This is a genomic window from Streptomyces sp. NPDC059852 (assembly GCF_042731455.1).
Lineage (GTDB): Bacteria > Actinomycetota > Actinomycetes > Streptomycetales > Streptomycetaceae > Streptomyces.
In genome coordinates this window covers 58,106-83,591 of sequence record NZ_JBHWJK010000016.1, presented here as the reverse complement: position 1 = coordinate 83,591, position 25,486 = coordinate 58,106, and the positions used below count along the sequence as shown (strand labels likewise).

Below are 25,486 nucleotides of genomic sequence, written 5' to 3'. Positions count from 1 at the left end.
TCGGCACCGCTTGGACCCACGCACGGGAAAGGGGGCGGACACCCGTGTACCGCACCTGGATGCGGTTCTTCACCCCCGGCCCCGCCCACCACCGGCTCGGCCTGGTCTGCCTCGGCGTCGGCCTCCAGCACGGCCGGCTGCCCACCGTCGGCCCCCGCACCCTCGGCCACCACACCGCCGTCGTCATCAGCGCCGGCGGCGGCTGGTACGCCACCCCCGACGGCCGCCGCACCCCCGTCACCGCGCCCGCCCTGCTGTGGCTCACCCCCGGCGTGCCCCACCACTACGCCCCCGACCCCGGCACCGGCTGGGACGAGGGCTTCGTCGACTTCACCGGGCCCGCCACCGCCGCCTACACCGAACTCGGCCACATCGAACCCGGCCACCCCGTCGTCCCCCTCGCCGACGCCTCGGGACCCCGCGCCGTCATCGCGCGCATGGCCCGCGCCGCCCGCCGCGACAACCCCCTCCTGGAGGTCGAGACCGGTGCCGCCGTCCACGAACTCCTCGTCGCCCTGCGCCGCGCCCGCGCCGACCTCGCCCCCGACGGCGACCCCGTCCTCGACGCCCTCGCCCGTGACGCCTGCCTGCCGCTGACCGTCGCCGGCCACGCGGCCCGGCACGGCATGACCCCGGCCGAACTGCGCACCGCCGTCCGGCGCGGCGCCGGATGCGGCCCCAAGGACTACCTGCTCGGCATCCGCCTCGGCCGCGCCAAGGAACTCCTCGCCGGCACCGACCTGCCCGTCGCCGCCGTCGCCCGCCGCGTCGGCTACGACGACCCCGCCTACTTCTCCCGCCTCTTCACCCGCCGCGTCGGCACACCCCCGGTCCGCTTCCGCGCCCAGCAGGGCCGCGCCGTCCCCGGCGGCTGGAGCGACCGGGTCCCCGACCCCGCCGATCCGCCCGGGATCGGGCCGACGGACGACCCGCCCGCCCCGTAGGCTGGGCGCCCATGACCAGCAACACGTCACCCGGTGCCGTGGACCCCGCCGTCCGCGAGGAACTCGCCCGGCTGCGCGACAGCATCGACAACATCGACGCGGCCGTCGTCCACATGCTCGCCGAGCGCTTCAAGTGCACCCAGCAGGTCGGCCACCTCAAGGCCCGGCACCAGCTGCCGCCCGCCGACCCGGACCGCGAGGCCCGCCAGATCGCCCGGCTGCGCACCCTCGCCGAGAACGCCAAACTAGACCCCGCGTTCGCCGAGAAATTCCTGAACTTCATCATCGCCGAGGTCATCCGGCACCACGAACGCATCGCCGACGACAAGAGCAACGGCGCCGCACCCGCCACGAACGCGTCCCGCCCGGGGGAGTGACCGAGGGGTGGCGCCCCCCGATCCGGGACCGGCGCCGCCCCCTCAGCCCCACACCCTCCCCGGTGAACCGGACATCACGCCCTTACCGGGCCTCCTCTGTGCCTGACCGGCGGCATCAGGCAGCATGTCGTTCATGTCCGTACTGACGCGCGACGAAGCGCAGACCCGTGCCCAGCTCCTCGACGTCCACCGCTACGAGATCGCACTCGATCTGACCACCGGGGACGACACCTTCGACTCGCACACCGTCATCGCGTTCACCGCGCGCGCCGACGCGGACACCTTCGTCGAGCTCAAGCCGGCCCAGCTGACCTCCGCCACCCTCGACGGCAGCCCCCTCGACCCCGAGACCCTGGACGGCAACCGCCTCCCCCTGAAGGGCCTCACCGCGGGCGAACACGAACTGCGCGTCGACGCCGCCATGCGCTACTCCCGCACCGGCGAGGGCATGCACCGCTTCACCGACCCCAGCGACGGCGAGACCTACGTCTACACCCAGCTGTTCCTCGACGACGTCCAGCGCGTCTTCGCCGCCTTCGACCAGCCCGACCTCAAGGCCGTCTTCGACCTGACCGTCACCGCCCCCGACGGCTGGACCGTCCTCGCCAACGGCGTCACCGAACACCTCGGCGACGGCCGCTGGCGCGCCGCCACCACCCCGCTGATCTCCACCTACCTCGTCGCCGTCGCCGCCGGCCCCTGGCACTCCGCGCGCACCGAGCACCGCGGCCTGCCCTTCGGCATCCACTGCCGCCGCTCCCTCGCCCCCTACCTCGACGCCGACACCGAGGAACTCTTCGAGATCACCCGGCAGTGCTTCGACCGCTTCCACGAGAAGTTCGAGGAGCCCTACCCCTTCGACTCCTACGACCAGGCGTTCGTCCCCGAGTTCAACGCCGGCGCCATGGAGAACCCCGGCCTCGTCACCTTCCGCGACGAGTTCGTCTACCGCTCCGCCGTCACCGACACCGAACGCCAGACCCGCGCCATGGTCATCGCCCACGAGATGGCCCACATGTGGTTCGGCGACCTCGTCACCCTGCGCTGGTGGGACGACATCTGGCTCAACGAGTCCTTCGCCGAGTACATGGGCTACCAGATCTGCTCCGAGGCCACCCGCTTCACCGACACCTGGACCGACTTCGGCGTCGCCCGCAAGTCCTGGGGCTACGACGCCGACCAGCGGCCCACCACCCACCCCGTCGCCCCGGAGAACGTCGACGACACCGCCTCCGCCCTGCTCAACTTCGACGGCATCTCCTACGCCAAGGGCGCCTCCGCGCTCCGCCAGCTCGTCGCCTGGCTCGGCGAGAAGGACTTCCTCGCCGGCATCAACACCCACTTCGCCCGCCACAAGTTCGCCAACGCCGCCCTCGCCGACTTCATCGACTCCCTCGCCTCCGCCACCGAACGCGACGTCCACGCCTGGGCCGACGCCTGGCTGCGCACCACCGGCGTCGACACCCTCACCCCCACCGTCGCCCCCGGCGACAACGGCACCTGCGCCCTCACCGTCGACCGCACCGGCAGCCGCCCCCACCGCGTCGCCGTCGGCCTCTACGACCAGGACCTCGGCGCCGACGAAGGCCGGCTCACCCTGCGTGAACGCCTCGACCTCGACATCCCGCAGAGCGCCCCGCTGCCCGTCGGCAAACGCCCCGCACTGCTGCTCCTCAACGACGGCGACCTCACCTACGCCAAGGTCCGCTTCGACCCCGCGTCCTTCGACACCGTCCGCACGAGCCTCTCCGGACTGCCCGACCCGCTCACCCGCGCCGTCGTCTGGAACGCCCTGCGCGACGCCGTCCGCGACGGCGAACTCGCCCCCCTCGCCTACCTCGAGGCCGCCCGCACCCACCTCCCGCACGAACACGACCTCGCCGTCGTCCAGGGCGTCCTCGCCTTCGCCGGCCCCCACATCGCCGACCGCCACCTCACCCCCGCGCAGCGGCCCGCCGGACTGGCCCTGCTCGCCGACCTGTGCCGCGACCTCATCCGCCGCACCGAGGACGGCGACAACCCCGGCCTGCGCCTGATCGCCGTACGGCACTTCATCGACGTCGCCGCCCACCCCGACACCATCGCCGCCTGGCTCGCCGACGGCACCGTCCCCGGCGGACCCGAACTCGACCCCGACCTGCGCTGGCGCGTCCTCGCCCGGCTCGCCGTCCTCGGCGCCGTCGACGAGGACGCCATCGCCGCCGAACTCGACCGCGACCCCAGCGCCACCGGCCAGGAGGGCGCCGCACGCTGCCGGGCCGCCCTGCCCGGCGAGGAGTCCAAGGCCCGCGCCTGGGACGCCATGTTCGGCTCCGACGACCTGTCCAACTACCTGTTCACCGCCACCGCCCAGGGCTTCTGGCAGCCCGAACAGGCCGAGCTGGTACGGCCGTACGTGGCCCGGTACTTCCAGGACGCGCCCGCCGTCGCGGCCCGCCGCGGCCCCGCCATCGCCGACGCCGCCGGCCGCCACGCCTTCCCCGCGCACGCCGTCGACCCCGAGACCCTGCGCCTCGGCGAGACCTGCCTGACGGACGCCGACCCCGCCCCGGCCCTGCGCCGCCGGCTCGCCGACCACCTCGACGACCTCGCCCGCGCCCTGCGCGTCCGCGAAGGACAGGACGACTAGGACGCGACGAGACAGGGCGCCGGTTCCGCCGGCGCCCCCTACTCCGCCGTACGGGCGACACCCCGTACGACACGCGCTCGACGAACGTAAATACCCCCTTTCGGGTTCCGGTCAGGGGGCTTTCCGGGTGCCGTCGCGCCACCGGGTCCAAGCTGGAGGTCCTTCTCGTCCAGCGCGCCCGGGAGGACACGATGAACACGCCCTCACCGCTCGCCTCAGGCCCCGAAGGCCCCGACGCCCTGCGGCCGCTGCTCGACACCGTGCTCACCGCGCTCGACACCGGCACCCGCGCCCGCGGCGGCCCCCTGCCCTCCGGCGGCCCCCGGGCCGTCACCGCCCGCGTCCGGGCCGCCCTCCCCGACGTCCTGCCCGAGCGCGGCGACCCCGACGCCCTCCGGCACCTCGTGCACACCCTCGCCGAAGGCTCCGCCGACCCCGCCGACCCGCTGTGCGCCGCCCACCTGCACTGCCCGCCCCTCGCCGTGGCCGTCGCCGCCGACCTCGCCGCGAGCGCCCTCAACCCCTCCCTGGACTCCTGGGACCAGGCCCCCGCCGCCTCCGCCCTCGAAGACCTCGTCACCCGCGCCCTCGCCGGACAGATCCACCCCGCGCCCGCCACCCCCGACGCCCTCGTGACCACCGGCGGCACCGAGTCCAACCAGCTCGCCGTCCTCCTCGCCCGCGAGACCCAGGGCACCGGCGTCCGCCTCCTGCACGGCGCCAACGCCCACCACTCCCTGCCCCGCGCCGCCTGGCTGCTCGGACTCCCCGAACCCGTCACCGTCCCCGCCCCCGCCGGCGTCCTCGACCCCGCCGCCCTCGACGAAGCCCTCAGCCAGCTCCCCGGCCCCCACCTCGTCGCCGCCACCGCCGGCACCACCGACGCCGGACTGATCGACCCGCTCCCCGAGATCGCCGCCCGGTGCGCCGCCCACGGCGCCCGCCTCCACATCGACGCCGCCTACGGCGCAGGCCTGCTGTTCAGCGACCGCCACCGCCACCGGCTCACCGGCCTCGACGCCGCCCACACCGTCACCCTCGACCTGCACAAACTCGGCTGGCAACCCGTCGCCGCCGGACTCCTCACCGCCCGCGACCCCGGCGACCTCGCCGCACTGCACCACCGCGCCGACTACCTCAACGCCGACGACGACACCGACGCCGGCCTGCCCGATCTGCTCGGCCGCTCCCTGCGCACCAGCCGCCGGCCCGACGTCCTCAAGATCGCCGCCACCCTCGCCACCCTCGGCCGCGACGGACTCGGCCGCCTCGTCGACCAGGTCTGCGACCGCGCCGCCGACCTCGCCGACCTCGTCGCCCACCACCCCGGCTTCGACCTCTACGACCGGCCCACCATCAGCACGGTCCTGTTCCGGCCCGCGCACGCACGGACACCGCCGTCGCCGCCGTACGCCGCCGCCTGATCACCGACGGCCGGGCCGTCCTCGGCCGCGCCCACGCCGACGGGCGCCTGTGGCTCAAAGCCACCCTGCTCAACCCGCGGGCCCGCCCCGACGACCTGGCCGCCCTCCTGAAACTGGTGGAAGGAAACACCCCCGAATGACCCCGCAGTCCCCGCCCCGGCGCCCCGCCCCCGACGCCCCCCGCGACCTCGTCGGCATCGGCATCGGCCCCTTCAACCTCTCCCTCGCCGCCCTCGCCCACCCCCTCGCCGAAGTCGACGCCGTCTTCTACGAACAGCGCCCCGCCTTCTCCTGGCACCCCGGACTCCTCCTCGACGGCGCCCGCATCCAGGTCCCCTTCCTCGCCGACCTCGTCACCCTCGTCGACCCCGCCAGCCCCTGGTCGTTCCTCAACCACCTGCGCACCCGCGACCGGCTCTTCCCCTTCTACTTCGCCGAGCGCTTCCACATCCAGCGCGCCGAGTACGACGCCTACTGCCGCTGGGTCAGCGAGAACCTCCCCGGACTGCACTTCGGCCACCACGTCGACGCCGTCCGCTTCAACCCCGAACGCGGCGTCTTCGAGGTCGACCACATCCGCCGCGACCCCGACGACGGCACCGAGGAACTCGGCCGCACCTACGCCCGCAACATCGTCGTCGGCATCGGCACCGAACCCGACGTCCCCGACACGCTCAGACCCCTCGTCGACGCCCCCGGCGTCCCCGTCGTCCACGCCGCCGACTACCTCACCCACCGCGACACCCTGCTCGCCGCCGACCACATCACCGTCGTCGGCTCCGGACAGTCCGGCGCCGAGATCTTCCTCGACCTGCTCCGCCGGCGCCCCGCCGGACGCGAACGGCTCCACTGGCTCGGCCGCACCGAGTCCTTCGCCCCCATGGAGTACTCCAAGCTCGGCCTGGAGCACTTCACCCCCGACTACACCCGCTACTTCCAAAGCCTCGCCGAACCCGTCCGCGACCGGCTCGTCGCCTCCCAGTGGCAGCTCCACAAGGGCATCGACGCCGACACCCTCGCCGCCATCCACGACGAGCTCTACCGCCGCACCCTCGACGGCGGCTGGCCCGACACCGTCCTCACCCCTGGCGTCGCCGTCCGCACCGCCGGACGCCTCGCCACCACCAAGATCGAACTCCATCTGGAGCACCCCGACCAGAACGCCCGCACCCGCCTCACCACCGACGCCGTCGTCCTCGCCACCGGCTACCGCGAACGCCCCCTGAGCCGCCTCCTCGCCGGCCTCGACCCCTACCTGCGCCGCGACAGCCGGGAACGCCCCCGCGTCGACGACACCTACCGCCTCGTCATGGACCCGTCCGTCACCGGCTCCGGCTGCCACGTCTACGTGCAGAACGCCGAACGCCACACCCACGGCGTCGGCACCCCCGACCTCGGACTCGCCGCCTGGCGCAGCGCCACCATCCTCAACGCCGTCACCGGCAAGGAGACCTACCCGCTGCCCGGCCGGACCGCCTTCACCACCTTCGGCCTGGAAAAGGGAGAGCCCCGGATCCCGCGAGCGCGGCGCCCTGAGGCACTCACACCGCTCACCGACGGGATCCGGGGCTCCTGACGAGCCTCTCGTCAGAACACCGGAGTGCCCTCACGGGTCAGCTTCCAGTCCACCGACGCGAAGTCCTTCGGGTCCAGCACACCCTTCGCGGTCACCCACTCCGCGATCCGGGTCCGGATCTCCGTCGACTCCGACCACAGCTCCTGGGCCGACGCCACATGCGGGAACGCCCCGCCACCGTTGGCCCGGTAGTTGTTCACCGCGAACACGAACTTCTGCGCGTCGTCCAGCGGCGCACCCTGGTACGCCAGGTTCTTGATCCGCTTCCCGGCCGGCTGCGCGATGTCGATGTCGTACGACAGCCCCGACACGTAGTCGTAGTTGTAGTCCGGCCGGTTGTTCGCGTTCGTCAGCTTCTCCACGTCCACCGGCGCACCCGGCGCCGTCTGCACGAAGTACTCCGCCGAGAACTCCAGGTACGCCCGCACCTGCGCGCCCGTCATCAGCTTCGCGACCAGCGTGTTGTCGTACACGTACAGGCTCGACAGATCCCGGATCGTCACCTCGCCGGCCGGGATCTCCGACGTCCGCGAGAACGGCGACGCCTGCGAGATCACCGGCAGCGCGGCGTACTCCGTACCCGCCAGCGCCGCCCTCACCACGTCCTCCTGGACCTTGGTGATCAGATCGATGATCGGGGCGTCCTTGTACCGGGCGTCCACCGTCGTCAGCGTCTGCGTCGCCGAACCCACGACCTGGTTGACGTACTCCACGACCAGATCGTGGTCGTCCTTCAGCAGCCGCGTGATCCGCGGGTCGTCCGGAACCGTCTTCGAGTCCCGCAGCGACGCCTTCACCGACTCGACCGTCCAGCAGCCCCGCTCGAAGACCAGCTCGAAGTCGAACACCGACAGCCGCTGCGCGAAACACAGCGGCTCCGACAGCACGACCGTCCGGCCCGTCCTCTCGTTCGTGACCCGCAGCTCCGCGATCTCCGTGTGCGCGTGCCCGACCAGGATCGCGTCGATCCCCGGAACCTGCTGCGCCACCAGCGCCGCCGAGTTCTCCACATACGGCAGCTGATCACCGTACGACGACGTGCCCGACGCACCCGAGTGCGCCGACACCACGACCACGTCCGCGCCCATCGACCGCAGCTTCGGCACCCACTTCGCGGCCTGCTCCTCCAGACCCGGGAACACCAGCCTTCCCTCGACGTACGCCTTGTCCCAGATCGCGATGCCCGGGTTCGTCAGCCCCAGCACCGCCACCTTCACCGGCGGCGCGCCCGGCACATGGAACTTCTTGATGAAGTACGGCGGGAAAGCCGGCTTCAGCGTCTTCGCGTCCAGCGCGTTCGCACCCAGCAGCGGGAAGTCGCACTGCGACTCGAACTTGCGCAGCGTCTCGATGCCGTAGTTGAACTCGTGGTTGCCGAGGGCCACCGCGTCGTACCCGATCGCGTTCATCGCCGCCGCCATCGGATGGACCGGGCCGCCCTTCGCGGTGATCGGATCGACCTTCGCGTAGTAGTACGTCAGCGGGGTGCCCTGGATCGTGTCCCCCGCGTCGATGAGGAGCGTGTTGCCGCGCCCCTTCTCCTTGCGGACCTGGTTCACCAGCGTCGAGACCCGCGACAGGCCCTTCGCGTTGCCCGCCGTGTCGGAGTACTCCGCGTCCTTGAAGTAGTCCCAGTTGAAGACATTGCCGTGCAGGTCCGTCGTGCCCATCACGGTCAGCGCGTACCGCTTCTTCCTCGGCCCCTTCGCCTGCGCGGGCTGCGCGGCCTGGGCCGCCGGAGCGCCCACCGCGCCGGCCACCGCCACTCCCGCTCCGGTCACGGCCGACTTCTTCAGGAACTTCCGGCGGTCCAACGGCATGAGTGCATCTCCCGAGGGGAAAGGGCCAACAACGCGCGTAGATTCTGACCTGGACACGGCAGCCGGCAACAGCCCCCACAGGTTTCGAATTGATGACCCGCCGGGGCCGTAACCGAGCAAGCGATGACAGAGTGGGACGTATGGCCACGCCTTCAGAGGACCCCCACCCCACCGCCCCCCACGGAACCCCCCACGCACCGCTCCTCGCCGTCCGCGGCGAGGCCCACCTCGACGTCGACCCCGAGATCGCCCGCATCGGCGTCACCGTCACCTCCCGCGGCAAGGACCGCCGCACCACCCTCGACGACCTCACCCGGCGCAACGCCGCCGCCCTCGACCTCCTCAAGAGCTACGGCGACGCCGTCGAACACCTCGAGACCGGCGCCCTCTCCCTCAGCCCCGAACTGAAGGACAAGGGCCGCGGCGAACGCGTCCACGCCTACCACGGCAGCGCCCACCTCACCGCCGACCTCACCGACTTCACCGCCCTCGGCGAACTCACCACCCGGCTCGCCGACTTGGACCTCACCCGCGTCGACGGCCCCTGGTGGGCCCTGCGCCCCGACTCGCCCGCCCACCGGCAGGCCCGGCAGCAGGCCGTCCACGAGGCCGTCCGACGCGCCCGCGAATACGCCGAAGCCCTCGGAGCCGGCCTCGCCGCCCTCCTCGAACTCGCCGACACCGGCGACGCCACCCCCGCACCGCCCCGCGCCGGCCGCACCCGCTCCCTCGCCTACGCAGCCACCGAGGACGCGCCCGCCCCGCTCGACCTCGAACCCCAGCGCCAGCACGTCGTCGCCCGCGTCGACGCCCGCTTCACCATGACCCCGCCCCGGCTGTGAAACCTCGTGGAATCACCGGATCCCCCGATGGGGTGCCCCGGAATTGCTCATCGGAGCACCCCGCCGCACAATTCAACTCTTGTCAATAACCCTTCATACAAGGGTCGTTGGGTCGTCACACGCGGCCAATTCTCTACCCGCCGGTAAGTCATAGAGTCGAAACATGCGCCGAGCCAAGATCGTCTGCACCCTGGGCCCCGCCACCGACACCTACGACCGCATAAAGGAACTGGTCGAGGCCGGAATGGACATCGCCCGGTTCAACCTCAGCCACGGCACCCACGCCGAGCACGAGGAGCGCTACCAGCAGGTCCGCAAGGCGTCCGACGAGACCGGGCACAGCGTCGGCCTCCTCGCCGACCTTCAAGGCCCGAAGATCCGGCTCGGCCGCTTCACCGAAGGCCCCGTACTCCTCGAACGCGGCGACACCTTCACCCTCACCGTCGACCCCGACGCCGAAGGCGACCGCCACCAGTGCTCCACCACCTACACCGGCCTCGCCGCCGACGTCACCCCCGGCGAACGCATCCTCGTCGACGACGGCAAGGTCTGCCTCCAGGTCACCGACGTCGACGGCCCCCGCGTCCGCACCACCGTCGTCGAAGGCGGCATCGTCTCCGACCACAAGGGCCTCAACCTCCCCGGCGTCGCCGTCTCCGTCCCCGCCCTCTCCGACAAGGACGAGGACGACCTCCGCTGGGCCCTGCGCACCGGCTTCGACGTCATCGCCCTGTCCTTCGTCCGCTCCGGCCGCGACATCGACGACGTCCACCGCATCATGGACGAGGAGGGCCGCCGCCTCCCCGTCATCGCCAAGATCGAGAAACCCCAGGCCGTCGACGCCCTCGACGACATCGTCGCCGCCTTCGACGGCCTCATGGTCGCCCGCGGCGACCTCGGCGTGGAGATGCCGCTCGAACAGGTGCCGATCGTCCAGAAACGCGCGATCAAACTCGCCCGGCGCAACGCCAAGCCCGTCATCGTCGCCACCCAGATGCTCGACTCCATGATCGACCACTCCCGCCCCACCCGCGCCGAGGCGTCCGACGTGGCCAACGCCGTCATCGACGGCACCGACGCCGTCATGCTCTCCGGCGAGACCAGCGTCGGCAAACACCCCGTCGAGACCGTCCGCACCATGGCGAGGATCGTCGAAGCCGCCGAGGAGGACCTCCTCGCCCAGGGGCTGCCCCCACTGACCGAACGCAACAAACCCCGCACCCAGGGCGGCGCCGTCGCCCGCGCGGCCGCCGAGATCGGCGACTTCCTCGGCGCCCGCTTCCTCGTCGCCTTCACCCAGTCCGGCGACACCGCCCGCCGCCTCTCCCGCTACCGCTCCCCGATCCCCCTGCTCGCCTTCACCCCCGAACCGGCCACCCGGTCGCAGCTCAACCTGACGTGGGGCGTGGAGACGTTCCTCGGGCCGCACGCGGACTCCACGGACGCGATGGTCGACCAGGTGGACGAACTGCTGCTGCAGTACGGCCGCTGCAAGAAGGGCGACACGGTGGTCATCACCGCAGGCTCGCCGCCCGGGGTGTCGGGCGCGACCAACCTGGTCCGCGTCCACCACATCGGCGAGGACGACACCCCGCACTGACGGGTCAGTACTTGGGGCCTACGTGGGCGTCCATGAGGGCTACGGATGCCTTTCGGGCGATGGAGACGATGAACGGGTCGCTGCCGCGGGCGAGCGTGGTCCACCGCACGCCGAGCTTGTCGAGCGTGTCGGTGAAGAGCCTGCGGATGTCGTCCGACTTGTTGGCCAGGAGATAGCGCGGATACTCGTACCGCTTGCGCTCACCGGCGACCAGCCGGGTGGTCCAGTTGGTGATGCGGCAGCCGTCGGAGTGGATCAGCCCGCGGACGAACTCCCAGGGGTGATCGTCGACGATGTCCTGTTGCCACGGATCGAGGGCGATCGCCCGCTCGTGCTTGCGGCCCGGGCCGTGCTGCGGGAACAGGCACGGGAGGTGCTTCGAGTACACCTTCACGTTCCGGGCGCCCGTCTTGCGGACCCGGCAGACGGCGTTGTCGGGGAACACGGCACGCATGGCCCTCTCGCAGTCGTCCATCAGGCCCGGCCAGGACTCGGCGCAGGTGATCATGAGGTTCGGGACGCGATGCGCGGAGTAGTGGCTGATGTGCCCGTCGCCGAGGTAGAGACCGAGCAGGTACCCGTAGGCTGGCCGATCGAGATGCCGGCCGTCGCACCGGGGGCACTTCGGATCGTGCCGGCCGGGACACTCACCGCGTTGCGCGCGGTCGAGGTGCTTCCAGTAGCCGATCGTGCCGTTCGGCACATTGAGCCTGCGCGCCACTTCGGCGTTCGTTGCGCCGCCACGCAGCAGTGCGAGCGCCACGTCCCGAACATCAGTACCGTATTTGTCCATGTGGCTACTCTGAGTGAGTGAAACTCGCGACGGGCAGCAAAAAGCGGATGTTCACGAGAACGTGGACATCCGCTCTTGGATCACAGGTGCCGGGTGCGGGACTCGAACCCGCAAGCCCTCTCGGGCAGATGTGTTTGAGACATCCGTGTATGCCATTCCACCAACCCGGCTGGACTGGCCCCGGAAAGCATACCGGGTCACCGCGCTTCCCCGCCTCTAGGTAGGCTGCTTAAGCAGCAGCACCTGCCCGGCCCGCAACAAGGAGCCCCCGTGACCGCCCCCGAGTCGCCCCAGCCCGTGGACGCGCCCGACGACGACAAGTCGCACGTGCCTCCGCTGACGACCCGTGTCGTCATCGCCGAGGACGAGGCCCTGATCCGGCTCGACCTCAAAGAGATGCTCGAGGAGGAGGGGTACACCGTCGTCGGTGAGGCCGGTGACGGTGAGCAGGCCGTCGAGCTGGCGCGCGAGCACCGCCCCGACCTCGTCATCCTCGACGTGAAGATGCCGAAGCTCGACGGCATCTCGGCGGCCGAGAAGATCGCCGAGGAGAGCATCGCCCCGGTGCTGATGCTGACGGCGTTCTCGCAGCGCGACCTCGTGGAGCGCGCCCGCGACGCCGGCGCCATGGCGTATCTGGTGAAGCCGTTCAGCAAGAGCGACGTCGTCCCGGCGATCGAGATGGCCGTCTCGCGGTTCACGGAGCTGAAGGAGCTGGAGAAGGAGGTCGCGGACCTCAGCCAGCGTCTGGAGACCCGCAAGCTGGTGGACCGGGCGAAGTCCGTTCTGCAGACGCAGTACGGGCTGACCGAGCCGGCCGCGTTCCGCTGGATCCAGAAGACGTCGATGGACCGCCGGATGTCGATGCAGCAGGTCGCCGAGGCCGTGATCCAGGACGCCGAGGAGAAGAAGGCCGCCAAGGGCTGACCCGCCCCCTGAGCGCATGACTGAGGCCCGTGCCCCTGACCGGGGGGCACGGGCCTCAGCTGGTGAAGAGGGCGTCAGTCCTCGCCGAGGTACGCCTTGCGCACCGACTCGTCGTGCAGGAGGTCCTGCCCGGAGCCGGAGAGGACGATCTTGCCGACCTCCATGACGTGACCGTGGTCGGCCAGGGAGAGCGCGGCCTGGGCGTTCTGCTCGATGAGCAGGATGGTGGTGCCCGACGCCTTGAGCTCCTGGATGGTCGCCATGATCTTCTGCATCATGATCGGCGAGAGGCCCATGCTGGGCTCGTCGAGCATGAGCAGCTTCGGCCGGGACATCAGCGCCCGCCCCATGGCGAGCATCTGCTGCTCGCCGCCGGAGAGGGTGCCGGCGGCCTGCTTGCGGCGTTCCCCGAGGATGGGGAAGAGGTCGTAGGCGCGCTGGATGTCCTTCTCGATGCCGTCCTTGTCGTTGCGGAGGAAGGCGCCGAGGCGGAGGTTGTCCTCGATCGTCATGCGGGGGAAGATGTGCCGCCCCTCGGGGGAGTGGGCGAGTCCCAGCGAGACGACCTTGTGGGCGGGGATCTTCTTCAGCGACTTGCCGTCGAACTTGATGTCGCCGGACAGGGGCTGGAGGAGGCCCGAGAGGGTGCGCAGGGTGGTGGTCTTCCCGGCGCCGTTGGTGCCGATGAGGGTGACGACCTCGCCCGCTTCGACTTTGAACGAGATGCCCTTGACGGCCTCGATCTTGCCGTAGGCGACTCTGAGGTCTTCGACCTCGAGCAGTGCGGTCACTTGTCGTCCCCTTCCGTGGTGCTGTGCGCGTCGCCCTCCGCGGTCCCGGCCTCGGCGGCTTCGACCTCGGCGGCTTCGGCGGCACCGGGCGCGCCCTCGAAGGGCTCGCCGAGGTAGGCGGCGATGACGCGTTCGTCGGCCTGGACGACCTCGGCGGGGCCCTCGACGATCTTCTCGCCCTGGACGAGCACGGCGACCCGGTCGCAGAGGTTCATGATGAACCGGATGTCGTGCTCGATGACGAGGACGGCGATGCCCTGGTCCCGGATGGCGAAGATGAGGTCTTCGGCCGCGCGGGTCTCCTGGGGGTTCATGCCGGCGGTGGGTTCGTCGAGGAGGAGCAGGCCGGGTTCGCTCGCGAGGGCCCGGGCGATCTCCAGCTTGCGCTGTTCGCCGTAGGGCAGGTTGCGGGCGAGGTGGTCGGCCTTGGCGGCGAGGCCGGTGAACTCGAGGAGTTCCATGGCCCGTTCGCGGGATGCCTCTTCGGCCTTCCTGAAGCCGGGCAGGCGCAGCAGCGCGGACCAGAGGCCTTCCTTGGTGCGGGTGTGCCGGCCGACGAGGACGTTTTCCAGGACGGTCATGTTGGCGAAGAGCCGGATGTTCTGGAAGGTCCGGGCGATGCCGGCCTGGGTGACCAGGTGCGGCTTGGGCGGCAGGACGGTGCCTTTGTAGGCGACCTTGCCCTCGGTGGGGACGTAGAGGCCGGTGAGGCAGTTGAAGAAGGTCGTCTTGCCGGCGCCGTTGGGGCCGATGAGGCCGACGATCTCGCCGGTGTTGACGGTGAGGTCGACGCCGCGGACGGCGGTGAGGCCGCCGAAGCGCATGGTGACGCCGCTGGCGTCGAGCACCGTCGTGGTGGTGGGTGCGGTCGTGGTGGTGGTCATGGCGGTCACGCCCCTGCCTTGGCGACGCCGGTCGCGCCTTCGGGCAATGGCTTGTCCTCCGGTACGTCGAGCTGTCCGGTCTCGTGGAATTCGAGCTGCTTCCTGCGGTCGGCGACCAGGCCCTCGGGGCGGAAGCGCATCAGGAGCATCAGGGCGATACCGAAGAGCAGCAGCTGGTACTCGGCCATGAACTGGAGCTTGGCCGGGATCAGGTAGAGCAGTGCCGCGCCGATCAGGGGTCCGCTGATGGTGCCCATGCCGCCGAGGATGACGGCGGCGAGCAGGAAGGCCGAGTTGGGCGGCACCGGGCCGGCGAACTGGTACTGCTCGGGGGTGACGCTGTAGGACACGTGGGCCTGGACGGTGCCGGCGAGGCCGGCGAGGCAGGCGCCGAGCGCGAAGGCGAGGAGTTTCAGGCGGAAGCCGTTGATGCCCATGGCGGTGGCGGCGGTCTCGTCCTCGCGGATGGCGACCCAGGCGCGGCCGATGCGGGATTCCGCGGAGCGGCGGAAGACCATCACGACGATGATCGTGAAGACCAGCATCAGCAGGTAGTAGTTGGCGGAGCGGGTGAGCTCGTGGCCGAGGACGTCGTGCGGGACTCCGAGGTTGAAGCCGAGGATCTCCAGGTCGGGGATCTGCGGGATGCCGTTGGAGCCGTTGGTGACGTCCGGTCCGCTGTTGCCGTTCAGGTTGTTCATGGTGATGCGGAAGATCTCACCGAAGCCGAGCGTGACGATGGCGAGGTAGTCGCCGCGCAGGCGCAGGGTCGGTGCGCCGATGACGACGCCGAAGATCAGCGAGGCGACGGCGCCGGTGAGGACGGCGGCCCAGAACGGGAAGGTGACGCCGATGGTGGAGGAGGGGGAGCCGGACACCAGGGCGGCGGCGTAGGCGCCGACGCCGAGGAAGGCGACGTAGCCGAGGTCGAGGAGGCCGGCGAGGCCGACGACGACGTTGAGGCCCAGGGCGACCGTGGCGAAGATGAGGATGTTCGCGCCGATGAGGGCGAACTGGTCGTTGGTCTGGGTGAAGGGGAAGCAGATCGCCGCCGCGAAGGCCGCTCCGAGGGTGACGTTGCGGTGCTTGGCGGTGAGTGCGGAGAGCCGCTTCAGCAGTCCGGCGCGGGTGACGGCGGTGAAGCCGAAGGCCGCGATGATGAGGAAGCCGATGAACAGTTCGCTGTACTCGGTGCTGATGCCGTACGCGAAGACGTACAGGCCGACGCCGAAGCCGGCGGCGATGATCAGGATCTCGAGCCAGGAGGGGAGGTCCTTGGCGCGTCCGGGCTCGGGGGCGGTGAGGGCGTGGCGGACGCGGCCCCACAGGTGGGGGTCGGGGTCGCCGGCGTCGTAGGGCTGGTCGACGGGGAGGCCGAGGGCGCCGACGACGGCGACGAGGGCGCCGATGCCGGAGACCCAGGCGCCGGGTTCCAGGTTGACGAGGCCGCCGAGTTCCTGCGCGATGGCGCCCATGGCGTAGCCGGTGACGCCGAGTACGCCGAGGGCGGCGAGCAGGACGGGGCTGTTCTTGCCGCCGGGGGTGAGCCAGCCCAGTCCGCGGATGCCGTAGCCGGCGAGCGCGAACAGGAGGGTCAGTACGGAGCCGACGAGGGTGAGGACCTGGAGGCCGCCGGGGTAGCCGGTGACGGTCAGGTTGCCCGGGAACTCGTCGGTCCAGGTCCAGGCGAGGAAGGTGCCGATGAGGGCGAGGGCGGAGCCGGCGACCGTGAGTCCGCGGGCCGCGGCGTGCGGCAGCGGGATGATCGGGGTGGCTTCGGGGGTGGACACCTTGGTGGTGGTGTCGGTGGTCTTGTCCATGGGGATGTCGGTGGTCATGGGTATCACGCCCGATCCGCGACGCGTTCGCCGAGCAGGCCCTGTGGCCTGAACAGCAGGACGAGGATGAGGAGGCTGAACGCCCACACGTCCTTCCAGGCGCCGCCGCCGAAGAGGTCCATGCCGGGGATCTCGCCGATGTAGCCGGTGGCGAGGGATTCGGCGACGCCGAGGACGAGGCCGCCGAGCATGGCGCCGTAGATGTTGCCGATGCCGCCGAGGACGGCTGCGGTGAAGGCCTTGAGGCCCATCAGGAAGCCCATGCGGAAGCCGACCTGGCCGTTCTTGAGGCCGTAGGCGACGGCCGCGACGGCGGCGAACGCGGCACCGATGGCGAAGGCCATGACGATGATGCGGTCGGTGTTGATGCCCATGAGCTTGGCGGTGTCGGGGTCCTGGGCGGTGGCCTGCATGCCGCGGCCGGAGCGCGTCTTGTTGACGAACAGGCCGAGGGCGACCATGCAGAGCGGGGCGGCTATGAGGACGAAGATGTCGCCGCGCTGGATGTTGGCGCCGAGGATCTCGACGGGGTCGCCCTGGAAGCGGGGGAAGGGGACGTCCTTCTTGGCGTCGGGGAACCACTTCCATACGGCCTGCTGGAGGACGATGGACAGGCCGATCGCGGTGATGAGGGGCGCCAGGCGGGGTGCGGTGCGCAGGGGACGGTAGGCGAACCGTTCCGCCGCGGTGCCGACGGCGACCGAGACGAGGACACCGCCGATGATCATGAGGGGGATCGCCGCCCCGAGGCCGAAGCCGTCGGGGAGGACCATCCAGACGGTGAGGGCCCCGAAGCCCCCGACCATGAAGATCTCGCCGTGGGCGAAGTTGATGAGCTGGACGATGCCGTAGACCATCGTGTAGCCGATCGCGATGAGTCCGTACATCGCGCCGAGGATGAGTCCATTGGCCAGCTGTTGCGGCAGTTCGTGCACCGCAGGGCCTCCGTGGAGTGGTTCGGATATGGCGCCGCGCGGGGAGCGCTGGTGGGCGCTTCCCGCGCGGCCTGGATCAATGTGCGAGGTGGATGGGTTCTCTGACTCGTCCTTCGTCAGCCGAGCTTGGGCTCGCCGCTGAACTCGGGCGCCCAGGCGTTGTCCTTGATCTTGTAGGCGGTCATGGTGTGGTTCGTGGTGTCACCGAACTCGTCGAACGAGATGGTGCCGGTGACGCCGTCGAACTTGACCTTGGACATTCCGTCCAGGACCGCCTTGCGGCCGTCGGACGGGACCTTGCCGTCGTTGCCCTCGACCGCCAGCTTGACGGCCTCGATGATGGCCCAGGTGGCGTCGTAGGTCAGGCCGCCGTAGGCCTCGTAGTCGTCCTCGTAGCCCGCGGCCTTGTAGTCCGCGATGAAGGTCTTGGCGGAGGGGAGCTGCTCGACGGGCCGGCCGACGGAGGTCGCGAGGTCGCCTTCGGCCTTCTTGTTCAGCTTCGGGAACTCGCCGGAGTAGATGCCGTCGCCGCCCATGAGCGGGATCTTCTGGCCGCTGTCCTTGAGCTGCTGGCTCAGCGGGCCGGCGGCCGGGTACTCGCCGCCGTAGTACAGGGCCTGGGCGCCGGTCTTCTTGATCTTGGCGACGACGGCGTTGAAGTCACGGTCGTCGGGGTTGATGTGGTCCGTGCCCACGATCTTGCCGCCGAACTTGGTGAAGTTCGCCTTGAAGGACGCGGCGAGGCCGGCGCCGTAGGTCTTCTGGTCGTCGATCAGGTAGACCTTGTTGAGCTTCGCCTTGTTGTACAGGTAGTCCGCGGCGAAGGCGCCCTGGATCTCGTCCGTGGTGGCGGTGCGGAAGAAGGTCTTGAACTGGCGGACCGAGTCGCCGGTCTTCCAGCCGTCGCCCTGGGTCAGCTCGGTGCCGGTGTTGGCCGGGGAGACCTGGGTGAGGCCGGCGTCGTTGAGCGGCTTCTGCATCTGCTGGGAGACGCTGGAGTTCAGCGGCCCGACGACGCCGAGGACGTCCTTGTTGCTGATGAACTTCTGGGCGTTCTGCTGGCCGACGGACGGCTGAGCCTGGTCGTCCAGGGCCTCGATCTTGAACTCGACGCCCTTGACGAACTCCTTCTTGTTGGCCGTCTTGGCGGCCAGGTCCGCGGAGTTCTTCATGCCGAGGCCGAGCGCGGAGAGGTCGCCGGACAGCGGGGCGTCGAGGCCGATCACAACTGTGGTCTTGTCGCCGTTGCTGCTGCCGCCGTCGTCGTCACGCGACCCACATGCCGTGAGTGTCAGCGATCCCGCCGCGAGCGCGGCGGTAATGGCGATGATCGAACGTTGACGCACGAATCAGGTCCTTTCCCTGGCACGGCGGTTCCCCATGGAACGCGCCGAGTCGAGCGCTGGGGACGAAGTGACTTCGAATCCGATGGCTCGGTGACTGGCCGTGACTCTAAGCGCGGGTGGGGAACATGGAGGAGGCTCTGACCAAGGCTGTGACGCTCTTGTTATGACACGCGGTATCCCTGAGCGGTACTGCGTGGGGGGAAGAGCGGATTTCCGGCCGATTCGCCCTGTCCACATAGTGAGAACCCGCAGCGTTCGCGCGTAGCTTCTTCATTAGTGTTCACGGGTTTTGGTGATGACCGCATTCGTTGTCAACGGCTCCGCGGGGCCTCGTGGGGACCCCTGGCAAAGTGCCGGGCGGCGGGAGAGGGGGCGCCGTTTATTGCAGCCGTATTACGCAGAGTTACCCGGGTGAAAGATGTCCGGCACGCCTCCCGTATTCGTGTAGGGGGCATGAAAGTGGAATTGCTGATTTCGGTCCTCAGCCCCATGGGCCTCCGGTGGGTCCGCCGTTTCGGTACCGCTTCTCGCAGGCCGTGCGCGCACGGCGGTCGATGAGCCGGCCGGCCGCCGCGTCACCGGCGCGTGCGCGCTCGGCGCGGGCCGCGTCGACCACCGTGCGGAGGATCTCGTACTGCCCGTCGGACAGCCCCATCGACTGGTAGTCCCCGTAGGTGTCGCCGGTCAGCGCCCGGCGCGACCAGTACCCGATGACCCGCGTGCACAGCTCGGCCGGTGAAGTCGCCCTGGGGGAGGGGGAGTCGCCGCCCGCCGGGGAGGGCTCCGCGCCCGGGCCCCCGCAGCCGCCCGCCGAGCAGGCGGCCAGCAGGGCCAGTCCGAGCGCGGCCCCCCTGCGGCACACCCCTGCCTTGGTCATGCCCCGACCGTATGCCGCCGCACGGCCGGGATCAACGGCGGGGCAACAAGGGAGAGTTGACCGACCGTCACTCCGCCGGGCGGACCCGCTCCGCGTCGCCGGGGTTCACGTCCCGCAGCATGCAGGTCAGCCGCGCGGTGCACACCCGCCGCCTCTGCTCGTCGCTGATCACGATCTCGTACGTCGCCGTCGAGCGGCCCCGGTGCAGCGGCGTGGCGACACCGGTCACCAGGCCGGAGCGGGCGCCCCGGTGGTGGGTGCAGTTGAGGTCCACACCCACCGCGATCTTGGAGGTGCCGCCGTGCAGCATGGACCCCACCGAGCCGAGCGTCTCGGCGAGCACCGCGGACGCGCCGCCGTGCAGCAGCCCGTACGGCTGGGTGTTCCCCTCCACCGGCATCGTCCCGACGACCCGCTCGGCGGACGCCTCCACGATCTGGACGCCCATGCGGGTGCCGAGGTGCCCGGCCGAGAACAGGGCCTGAAGATCGACGCCGAGCGCGGCGTACTCGTCGATGACCTCCTGCGGGAACTTCACGTGCTGCTGCTCGCCCATGGGCCCGGCTCCGTCCGTCGTGATCACTCGGTGGCGTGGCGACACCGCTGAGCAAACGCTCAGTCGGTCGCCGATTGTTCCAGACGCACGATCACAGACTTGCTGGCCGGGGTGTTGCTGGTGTCGGCGGTCGCGTCCAGCGGCACCAGCACGTTGGTCTCCGGGTAGTAGGCCGCCGCGCAGCCCCGCGCCGTCGGGTACGCCACCACCCGGAAACCGGGCGCCCGCCGCTCGACGCCGTCCTTCCACTCCCCGACCAGATCCACGTACGCGCCGTCGGCCACCCCGAGGCGCCGGGCGTCCTCCGGGTGGACCAGCACCACCCGGCGGCCGTTGCGGATGCCCCGGTAGCGGTCGTCCAGGCCGTAGATCGTGGTGTTGTACTGGTCGTGCGAGCGCAGCGTCTGCAGCAGCAGCCGCCCCTCGGGGACCTCCGGGTACTCCACCGGCGCCGCCGTGAAGTTGGCCTTGCCGGTCGCCGTCGGGAAGCGGCGCTCGTCGCGCGGGGCGTGCGGCAGCGTGAAGCCGCCGGGACGCGCCACGCGCGCGTTGAAGTCCTCGAAGCCGGGCACGACCCGCGCGATACGGTCCCGGATCGTCGCGTAGTCCTTCTCGAACTCCTCCCAGGGCGTCCGGCTCCTCTCGCCCAGCACCCGGCGGGCCAGCCGGCACACGATCGCCGGCTCCGACAGCAGATGCGCACTCGCCGGCTCCAGCCGCCCCCGGGAGGCGTGCACCATGCCCATGGAGTCCTCGACGGTGACGAACTGCTCGCCGCCGCCCTGGAGATCGCGCTCGGTACGGCCCAGCGTCGGCAGGATCAGCGCCCGCGCGCCCGTCACCGCGTGACTGCGGTTCAGCTTCGTCGACACGTGCACGGTCAGCCGGGCCCGCCGCACGGCCGCCTCGGTGACGGCCGTGTCCGGGGTGGCCGCCACGAAGTTGCCGCCCATCGCGAAGAACACCTTCGCCTCGCCGTCGCGCAGCGCCCGGATGGCCCGGACGACGTCCAGGCCGTGCTCACGCGGCGGCGCGAACCCGAACTCCCGCTCCAGGGCGTCCAGGAAGGCCGGCGCGGGCCGCTCGAAGATGCCCATCGTGCGGTCGCCCTGCACGTTGGAGTGACCGCGCACCGGGCACACGCCCGAGCCGGGGCGGCCGATGTCGCCGCGCAGCAGGAGGAAGTTGACGATCTCCCGGATCGTCGGCACCGAGTGCTTGTGCTGGGTCAGGCCCATCGCCCAGCACACCACCGTGCGCCGCGACGCGAGCACCATCTCCAGCGCCTTGTCGACGTCCTCGCGCGCGAGGCCCGTCGCCGCCAGCGTCTCGTCCCAGCCCGCGGCGCGGGCGGCCTCGGCGAACTCCTCGAAGCCGTGCGTGTGGTCGCGGACGAAGTCCTCGTCGACGGCGCCCTCGGTCTCCAGGATCAGCTTGTTCAGCAGCCGGAACAGCGCCTGGTCGCCGCCGATGCGGATCTGCAGGAACAGGTCGGTCAGCGCGGCGCCCTTGATCATGCCCTGCGGGGTCTGCGGGTTCTTGAACCGCTCCAGACCCGCCTCGGGCAGCGGGTTGACGGTGATGATCCGCGCGCCGTTCGCCTTGGCCTTCTCCAGGGCGGAGAGCATCCGCGGATGGTTCGTGCCGGGGTTCTGCCCGGCGACGATGATCAGCTCGGCCTGGTACAGGTCCTCCAGCAGGACGCTGCCCTTGCCGACGCCGATCGTCTCCGACAGCGCCGACCCGGACGACTCGTGGCACATGTTCGAGCAGTCCGGCAGGTTGTTCGTGCCGAGCTCGCGGGCGAAGAGCTGGTAGAGGAAGGCCGCCTCGTTGCTGGTGCGGCCCGACGTGTAGAAGACGGCCTCGTCGGGCGAGCCGAGGGCGGCGATCTCCTCGGCGACGATGTCGAAGGCCCGCTCCCAGGTCACCGGCTCGTAGTGGGTGCCGCCCTCCGGCAGGTACATGGGGTGCGTGAGCCGCCCCTGCTGCCCGAGCCAGTAGCCGCTGCGCGTCGCCAGGTCGGCCACCGGGTGCGCGGCGAAGAACTCCGGGGTGACCCGGCGCAGCGTGGCCTCCTCGGCGACCGCCTTCGCGCCGCTCTCACAGAACTCCGCCGTGTGCCGGTGCTCCGGCTCGGGCCAGGCGCACCCCGGGCAGTCGAAGCCGTCCTTCTGGTTGACCCGCAGCAGGGTCAGCGCGGTGCGCTTGATCCCCATCTGCCGCTGCGCGACCCGCAGGGTGTGGCCGATGGCGGGCAGGCCCGCCGCCGCGTGCTGGGGCTCGGCGACCTCGGGCGCGTCCTGGACCGGATCACCCGTGGGCGGCTTGCTGGCCATCGCGCACTCTCCTTCGTGTACACGTGTGAGCTACGTCTCCGATCCTCGCACGCGGAACCGGCCCTGCGGGGAGCGGGTGTTCGGGCCCCGCACGGCACCCGGAGCGCCCGGGCGGCACCCCGGCGGGGCCCGGCTGTCAGTGGGGCGTGGCAGGATCGGGGGCGTGGCAGAGACAGCATCGAAGCAGACCGACAGCACCCCCGGCGGCGGCCGGCCCCGCCTGATGCTCATGGACGGGCACTCGCTGGCCTACCGGGCCTTCTTCGCGCTGCCCGCGGAGAACTTCACGACGGCGACGGGCCAGCCGACGAACGCGATCTACGGCTTCGCGTCGATGCTGGCCAACACGCTGCGTGACGAGGCGCCCACCCACTTCGCCGTGGCGTTCGACGTCTCCCGCAAGACATGGCGGTCCCAGGAGTTCACGGAGTACAAGGCGAACCGCTCCAAGACCCCGGACGAGTTCAAGGGCCAGGTCGAGCTGATCGGCGAGCTGCTGGACGCGATGCATGTGTCCCGGTTCGCCGTGGAGGGCTTCGAGGCCGACGACGTGATCGCCACGCTCGCCACGCAGGCCGAGGCCGCCGGTTTCGAGGTGCTGATCGTCACCGGCGACCGTGACTCGTTCCAGCTGGTCAGCGAGCACACCACCGTGCTGTACCCGACCAAGGGCGTCTCCGAGCTGACCCGGTTCACCCCGGAGAAGGTCGTCGAGAAGTACGGCCTGACCCCCGCCCAGTACCCGGACTTCGCGGCCCTGCGCGGCGACCCGTCGGACAACCTGCCGGGCATCCCCGGCGTCGGCGAGAAGACCGCCGCGAAGTGGATCAACCAGTTCGGGTCCTTCGCGGAGCTGGTCGAGCGCGTCGAGGAGGTCAAGGGCAAGGCCGGGCAGAACCTCCGCGACCACCTGGAGGCCGTCAAGCTCAACCGCCGCCTCACCGAGCTGGAGCGGCAGGTCGAGCTGCCCAAGGCCGTCGCCGACCTCGCGCGCGAGCCGTACGACCGCAAGGCCGTCGCGATGATCCTCGACACCCTCGAGATCCGGAACCCGTCGCTGCGCGAGCGGCTCTTCGGCGTCGACCCGGGCGCCGAGGAGGCCGAGACCACCCCGATCTCCACCGAGGGCGTCGCCCTGGACGGCACCGTCCTCGGCACCGGCGAGCTGGCTCCCTGGCTGGCGGAGCATGCCGGCGGGGCGCTCGGCGTGGCCACCGTCGACACCTGGGCCCTCGGCACCGGCTCGGTCGCCGAGGTCGCGCTGGCCGCCGACAGCGGCGCGGCCGCCTGGTTCGACCCCTCCCAGCTGGACGAGGCCGACGAGCGGGCGTTCGCCGGCTGGCTCGCGGACGCCGAGCGGCCCAAGGTCTTCCACAACGCCAAGGGCGCCATGCGCGTCTTCGCCGAGCACGGCTGGAGCATCGAGGGCGTCCGCATGGACACCGCGCTCGCCGCCTACCTGGTCAAGCCGGGCCGCCGCTCCTTCGACCTGGACGCGCTGTCCCTGGAATACCTGCACCGCGAGCTGGCACCCGCCGCCACGGCCGACGGCCAGCTGGCCTTCGGGGCCGACGAGGGCGCCGAGGCCGAGGCGCTCATGATCCAGGCCCGGACCGTCCTCGACCTGGGGGAGGCCTTCGAGGGCCGGCTCCAGGAGGTCGGCGCCGCCGAGCTGCTGCGCGACATGGAGCTGCCGACGTCCGCCCTGCTCGCCCGCATGGAGCGGCACGGCATCGCGGCGGACCGGGCGCACCTGGAGGCCATGGAGCAGATGTTCGCGGGCGCCGTGCAGCAGGCCGTGAAGGAGGCGCACGCGGCGGCCGGACACGAGTTCAACCTGGGCTCGCCCAAGCAGCTCCAGGAGGTCCTCTTCGGTGAGCTGGCGCTGCCCAGGACCAAGAAGACCAAGACCGGCTACACCACCGACGCCGACGCCCTGGCCTGGCTCGCCGCCCAGACGGACAACGAACTGCCGGTGATCATGCTCCGCCACCGTGAGCAGGCGAAGCTGCGGGTCACGGTCGAGGGCCTGATCAAGACGATCGCCACGGACGGCCGGATCCACACGACGTTCAACCAGACCGTCGCCGCCACCGGCCGCCTCTCCTCCACGGACCCCAACCTGCAGAACATCCCGGTCCGCACCGACGAGGGCCGCGCGATCCGCCGGGGCTTCGTCGTCGGCGAGGGCTTCGAGTCCCTGATGACCGCGGACTACAGCCAGATCGAGCTGCGTGTGATGGCCCACCTGTCCGAGGACGAGGGCCTGATCGAGGCGTTCACCTCGGGCGAGGACCTGCACACCACGGCCGCCTCCCAGGTCTTCGCGGTGGAGCCGTCCGCCGTGGACGCGGAGATGCGCCGCAAGATCAAGGCGATGTCGTACGGCCTCGCGTACGGGCTGTCGGCCTTCGGCCTCTCCCAGCAGCTGAACATCGAGGCGGCCGAGGCGCGCACCCTGATGGACGCGTACTTCGAGCGGTTCGGCGGCGTCCGCGACTATCTGCGCCGCGCGGTCGACGAGGCGCGGGCCACCGGGTACACGGCGACCCTCTTCGGCCGTCGCCGCTATCTGCCCGACCTCAACAGCGACAACCGCCAGCGCCGCGAGGCGGCCGAGCGCATGGCGCTGAACGCGCCCATCCAGGGCACGGCGGCCGATATCGTCAAGATCGCCATGCTCAACGTGGACCGGGCCCTGCGCGAGTCCGGCCTCGCCTCGCGCATGCTCCTCCAGGTCCACGACGAAATCGTCCTGGAGATCGCCCCGGGCGAGCGCGAGACGGCGGAGGAACTGGTCCGCCGCGAAATGTCGAACGCGGTCCACCTCAGGGTTCCCCTGGGCGTCTCGGTCGGCGCCGGCCCCGACTGGGAATCAGCGGCCCACTAGCCACCACGGACGATCGCCGGGCCGGAGACCCCCCGGCCCGGCGCCGTGCCGAAGGCACACCTTCAGGGGCGCGGGGAACTGCGCGAGCACCCCCCACG

General features: G+C 70.9%; 18 protein-coding genes, 1 tRNA gene and 1 pseudogene. 9 read left to right on the top strand and 11 right to left on the bottom strand.

The features are described from left to right. Window positions 1-44: 44 nt before the first annotated feature. From ACFV46_RS21215 to ACFV46_RS21195, 5 genes and pseudogenes are all read left to right on the top strand, one after another. Window positions 45-944 carry a helix-turn-helix domain-containing protein gene (locus tag ACFV46_RS21215; protein WP_376728018.1) on the top strand — a complete coding sequence of 300 codons (900 nt, stop codon included), beginning with the start codon at window positions 45-47 and terminating at the stop codon, window positions 942-944. Window positions 945-955: 11 nt separating this feature from the next. Beyond that, window positions 956-1,321 (top strand): chorismate mutase, encoded by a 366-nt coding sequence (locus tag ACFV46_RS21210; protein WP_361930088.1) that lies wholly within the window; start codon window positions 956-958, stop codon window positions 1,319-1,321. Window positions 1,322-1,454: 133 nt separating this feature from the next. Beyond that, the gene (gene pepN / locus ACFV46_RS21205; RefSeq protein WP_385499214.1) at window positions 1,455-3,950 is read left to right on the top strand and encodes an aminopeptidase N; all 2,496 of its coding nucleotides are present in this window, start codon (window positions 1,455-1,457) and stop codon (window positions 3,948-3,950) included. A 191-nt stretch (window positions 3,951-4,141) separates the two neighbouring features. Further along, window positions 4,142-5,514: pseudogene (locus ACFV46_RS21200) on the top strand (pyridoxal phosphate-dependent decarboxylase family protein). Next, a complete protein-coding gene (locus ACFV46_RS21195) occupies window positions 5,511-6,950 on the top strand; it encodes a lysine N(6)-hydroxylase/L-ornithine N(5)-oxygenase family protein (protein ID WP_376728015.1) in 1,440 nt (479 codons plus the stop codon). The pseudogene ACFV46_RS21200 and the gene ACFV46_RS21195 overlap by 4 nt, the downstream one beginning before the upstream one ends. 11 nt (window positions 6,951-6,961) lie before the next feature. Here the strand turns inward: ACFV46_RS21195 and ACFV46_RS21190 are convergent, their stop codons facing one another. After that, the gene (locus ACFV46_RS21190; protein ID WP_385499212.1) at window positions 6,962-8,770 is read right to left on the bottom strand and encodes a bifunctional metallophosphatase/5'-nucleotidase; all 1,809 of its coding nucleotides are present in this window, start codon (window positions 8,768-8,770) and stop codon (window positions 6,962-6,964) included. Window positions 8,771-8,910: 140 nt separating this feature from the next. Here ACFV46_RS21190 and ACFV46_RS21185 point away from each other — a divergent pair, with 140 nt between their 5' ends. Both ACFV46_RS21185 and pyk read left to right on the top strand, forming a co-directional pair. Next, window positions 8,911-9,612 (top strand): SIMPL domain-containing protein, encoded by a 702-nt coding sequence (locus tag ACFV46_RS21185; RefSeq protein ID WP_361930076.1) that lies wholly within the window; start codon window positions 8,911-8,913, stop codon window positions 9,610-9,612. Window positions 9,613-9,775: 163 nt separating this feature from the next. Beyond that, on the top strand, window positions 9,776-11,212 hold the full coding sequence (gene pyk / locus ACFV46_RS21180; protein WP_385499209.1) for a pyruvate kinase: 1,437 nt from the start codon (window positions 9,776-9,778) through the stop codon (window positions 11,210-11,212). A gap of 4 nt (window positions 11,213-11,216) precedes the next feature. On the opposite strand, the gene ACFV46_RS21175 is transcribed toward pyk, so the two are convergent. Then, complete coding sequence (locus tag ACFV46_RS21175) at window positions 11,217-12,005, bottom strand: helix-turn-helix domain-containing protein (protein ID WP_385499208.1); 789 nt, start codon at window positions 12,003-12,005, stop codon at window positions 11,217-11,219. Between the two features lie 87 nt (window positions 12,006-12,092). Then, window positions 12,093-12,175 (bottom strand) — tRNA-Leu (locus ACFV46_RS21170). Window positions 12,176-12,275: 100 nt separating this feature from the next. Here ACFV46_RS21170 and ACFV46_RS21165 point away from each other — a divergent pair. Beyond that, the gene (locus ACFV46_RS21165) at window positions 12,276-12,932 is read left to right on the top strand and encodes an ANTAR domain-containing response regulator (RefSeq protein ID WP_055621537.1); all 657 of its coding nucleotides are present in this window, start codon (window positions 12,276-12,278) and stop codon (window positions 12,930-12,932) included. 74 nt (window positions 12,933-13,006) lie between these two features. Here ACFV46_RS21165 and ACFV46_RS21160 read toward each other — a convergent pair whose 3' ends face one another. The 8 genes from ACFV46_RS21160 to ACFV46_RS21125 form a co-directional block, all read right to left on the bottom strand. Beyond that, window positions 13,007-13,723: an ABC transporter ATP-binding protein gene (locus tag ACFV46_RS21160; RefSeq protein WP_151783523.1), complete on the bottom strand. Its 717-nt coding sequence runs from the start codon at window positions 13,721-13,723 to the stop codon at window positions 13,007-13,009. Next, a complete protein-coding gene (locus ACFV46_RS21155) occupies window positions 13,720-14,607 on the bottom strand; it encodes an ABC transporter ATP-binding protein (protein ID WP_361930067.1) in 888 nt (295 codons plus the stop codon). The genes ACFV46_RS21160 and ACFV46_RS21155 overlap by 4 nt, the downstream gene beginning before the upstream one ends. Window positions 14,608-14,612: 5 nt before the next feature. Then, window positions 14,613-16,427, bottom strand: coding sequence for a branched-chain amino acid ABC transporter permease (locus ACFV46_RS21150; RefSeq protein ID WP_385499273.1), 1,815 nt, complete (start codon window positions 16,425-16,427; stop codon window positions 14,613-14,615). A 23-nt stretch (window positions 16,428-16,450) separates the two neighbouring features. After that, on the bottom strand, window positions 16,451-17,380 hold the full coding sequence (locus ACFV46_RS21145; RefSeq protein WP_385499205.1) for a branched-chain amino acid ABC transporter permease: 930 nt from the start codon (window positions 17,378-17,380) through the stop codon (window positions 16,451-16,453). Window positions 17,381-17,496: 116 nt separating this feature from the next. Beyond that, on the bottom strand, window positions 17,497-18,726 hold the full coding sequence (locus ACFV46_RS21140) for a branched-chain amino acid ABC transporter substrate-binding protein (protein WP_385499203.1): 1,230 nt from the start codon (window positions 18,724-18,726) through the stop codon (window positions 17,497-17,499). A gap of 481 nt (window positions 18,727-19,207) precedes the next feature. Further along, window positions 19,208-19,603 carry a hypothetical protein gene (locus ACFV46_RS21135; RefSeq protein ID WP_361930065.1) on the bottom strand — a complete coding sequence of 132 codons (396 nt, stop codon included), beginning with the start codon at window positions 19,601-19,603 and terminating at the stop codon, window positions 19,208-19,210. 67 nt (window positions 19,604-19,670) lie between these two features. Further along, complete coding sequence (locus tag ACFV46_RS21130; RefSeq protein ID WP_385499201.1) at window positions 19,671-20,159, bottom strand: hotdog fold thioesterase; 489 nt, start codon at window positions 20,157-20,159, stop codon at window positions 19,671-19,673. Window positions 20,160-20,218: 59 nt separating this feature from the next. Beyond that, the gene (locus ACFV46_RS21125; RefSeq protein WP_385499199.1) at window positions 20,219-22,498 is read right to left on the bottom strand and encodes an FdhF/YdeP family oxidoreductase; all 2,280 of its coding nucleotides are present in this window, start codon (window positions 22,496-22,498) and stop codon (window positions 20,219-20,221) included. Window positions 22,499-22,661: 163 nt separating this feature from the next. On the opposite strand from ACFV46_RS21125, the gene polA reads away from it, so the two are divergent. Then, the gene (gene polA, locus ACFV46_RS21120) at window positions 22,662-25,388 is read left to right on the top strand and encodes a DNA polymerase I (protein ID WP_385499197.1); all 2,727 of its coding nucleotides are present in this window, start codon (window positions 22,662-22,664) and stop codon (window positions 25,386-25,388) included. Window positions 25,389-25,486: the final 98 nt, after the last annotated feature.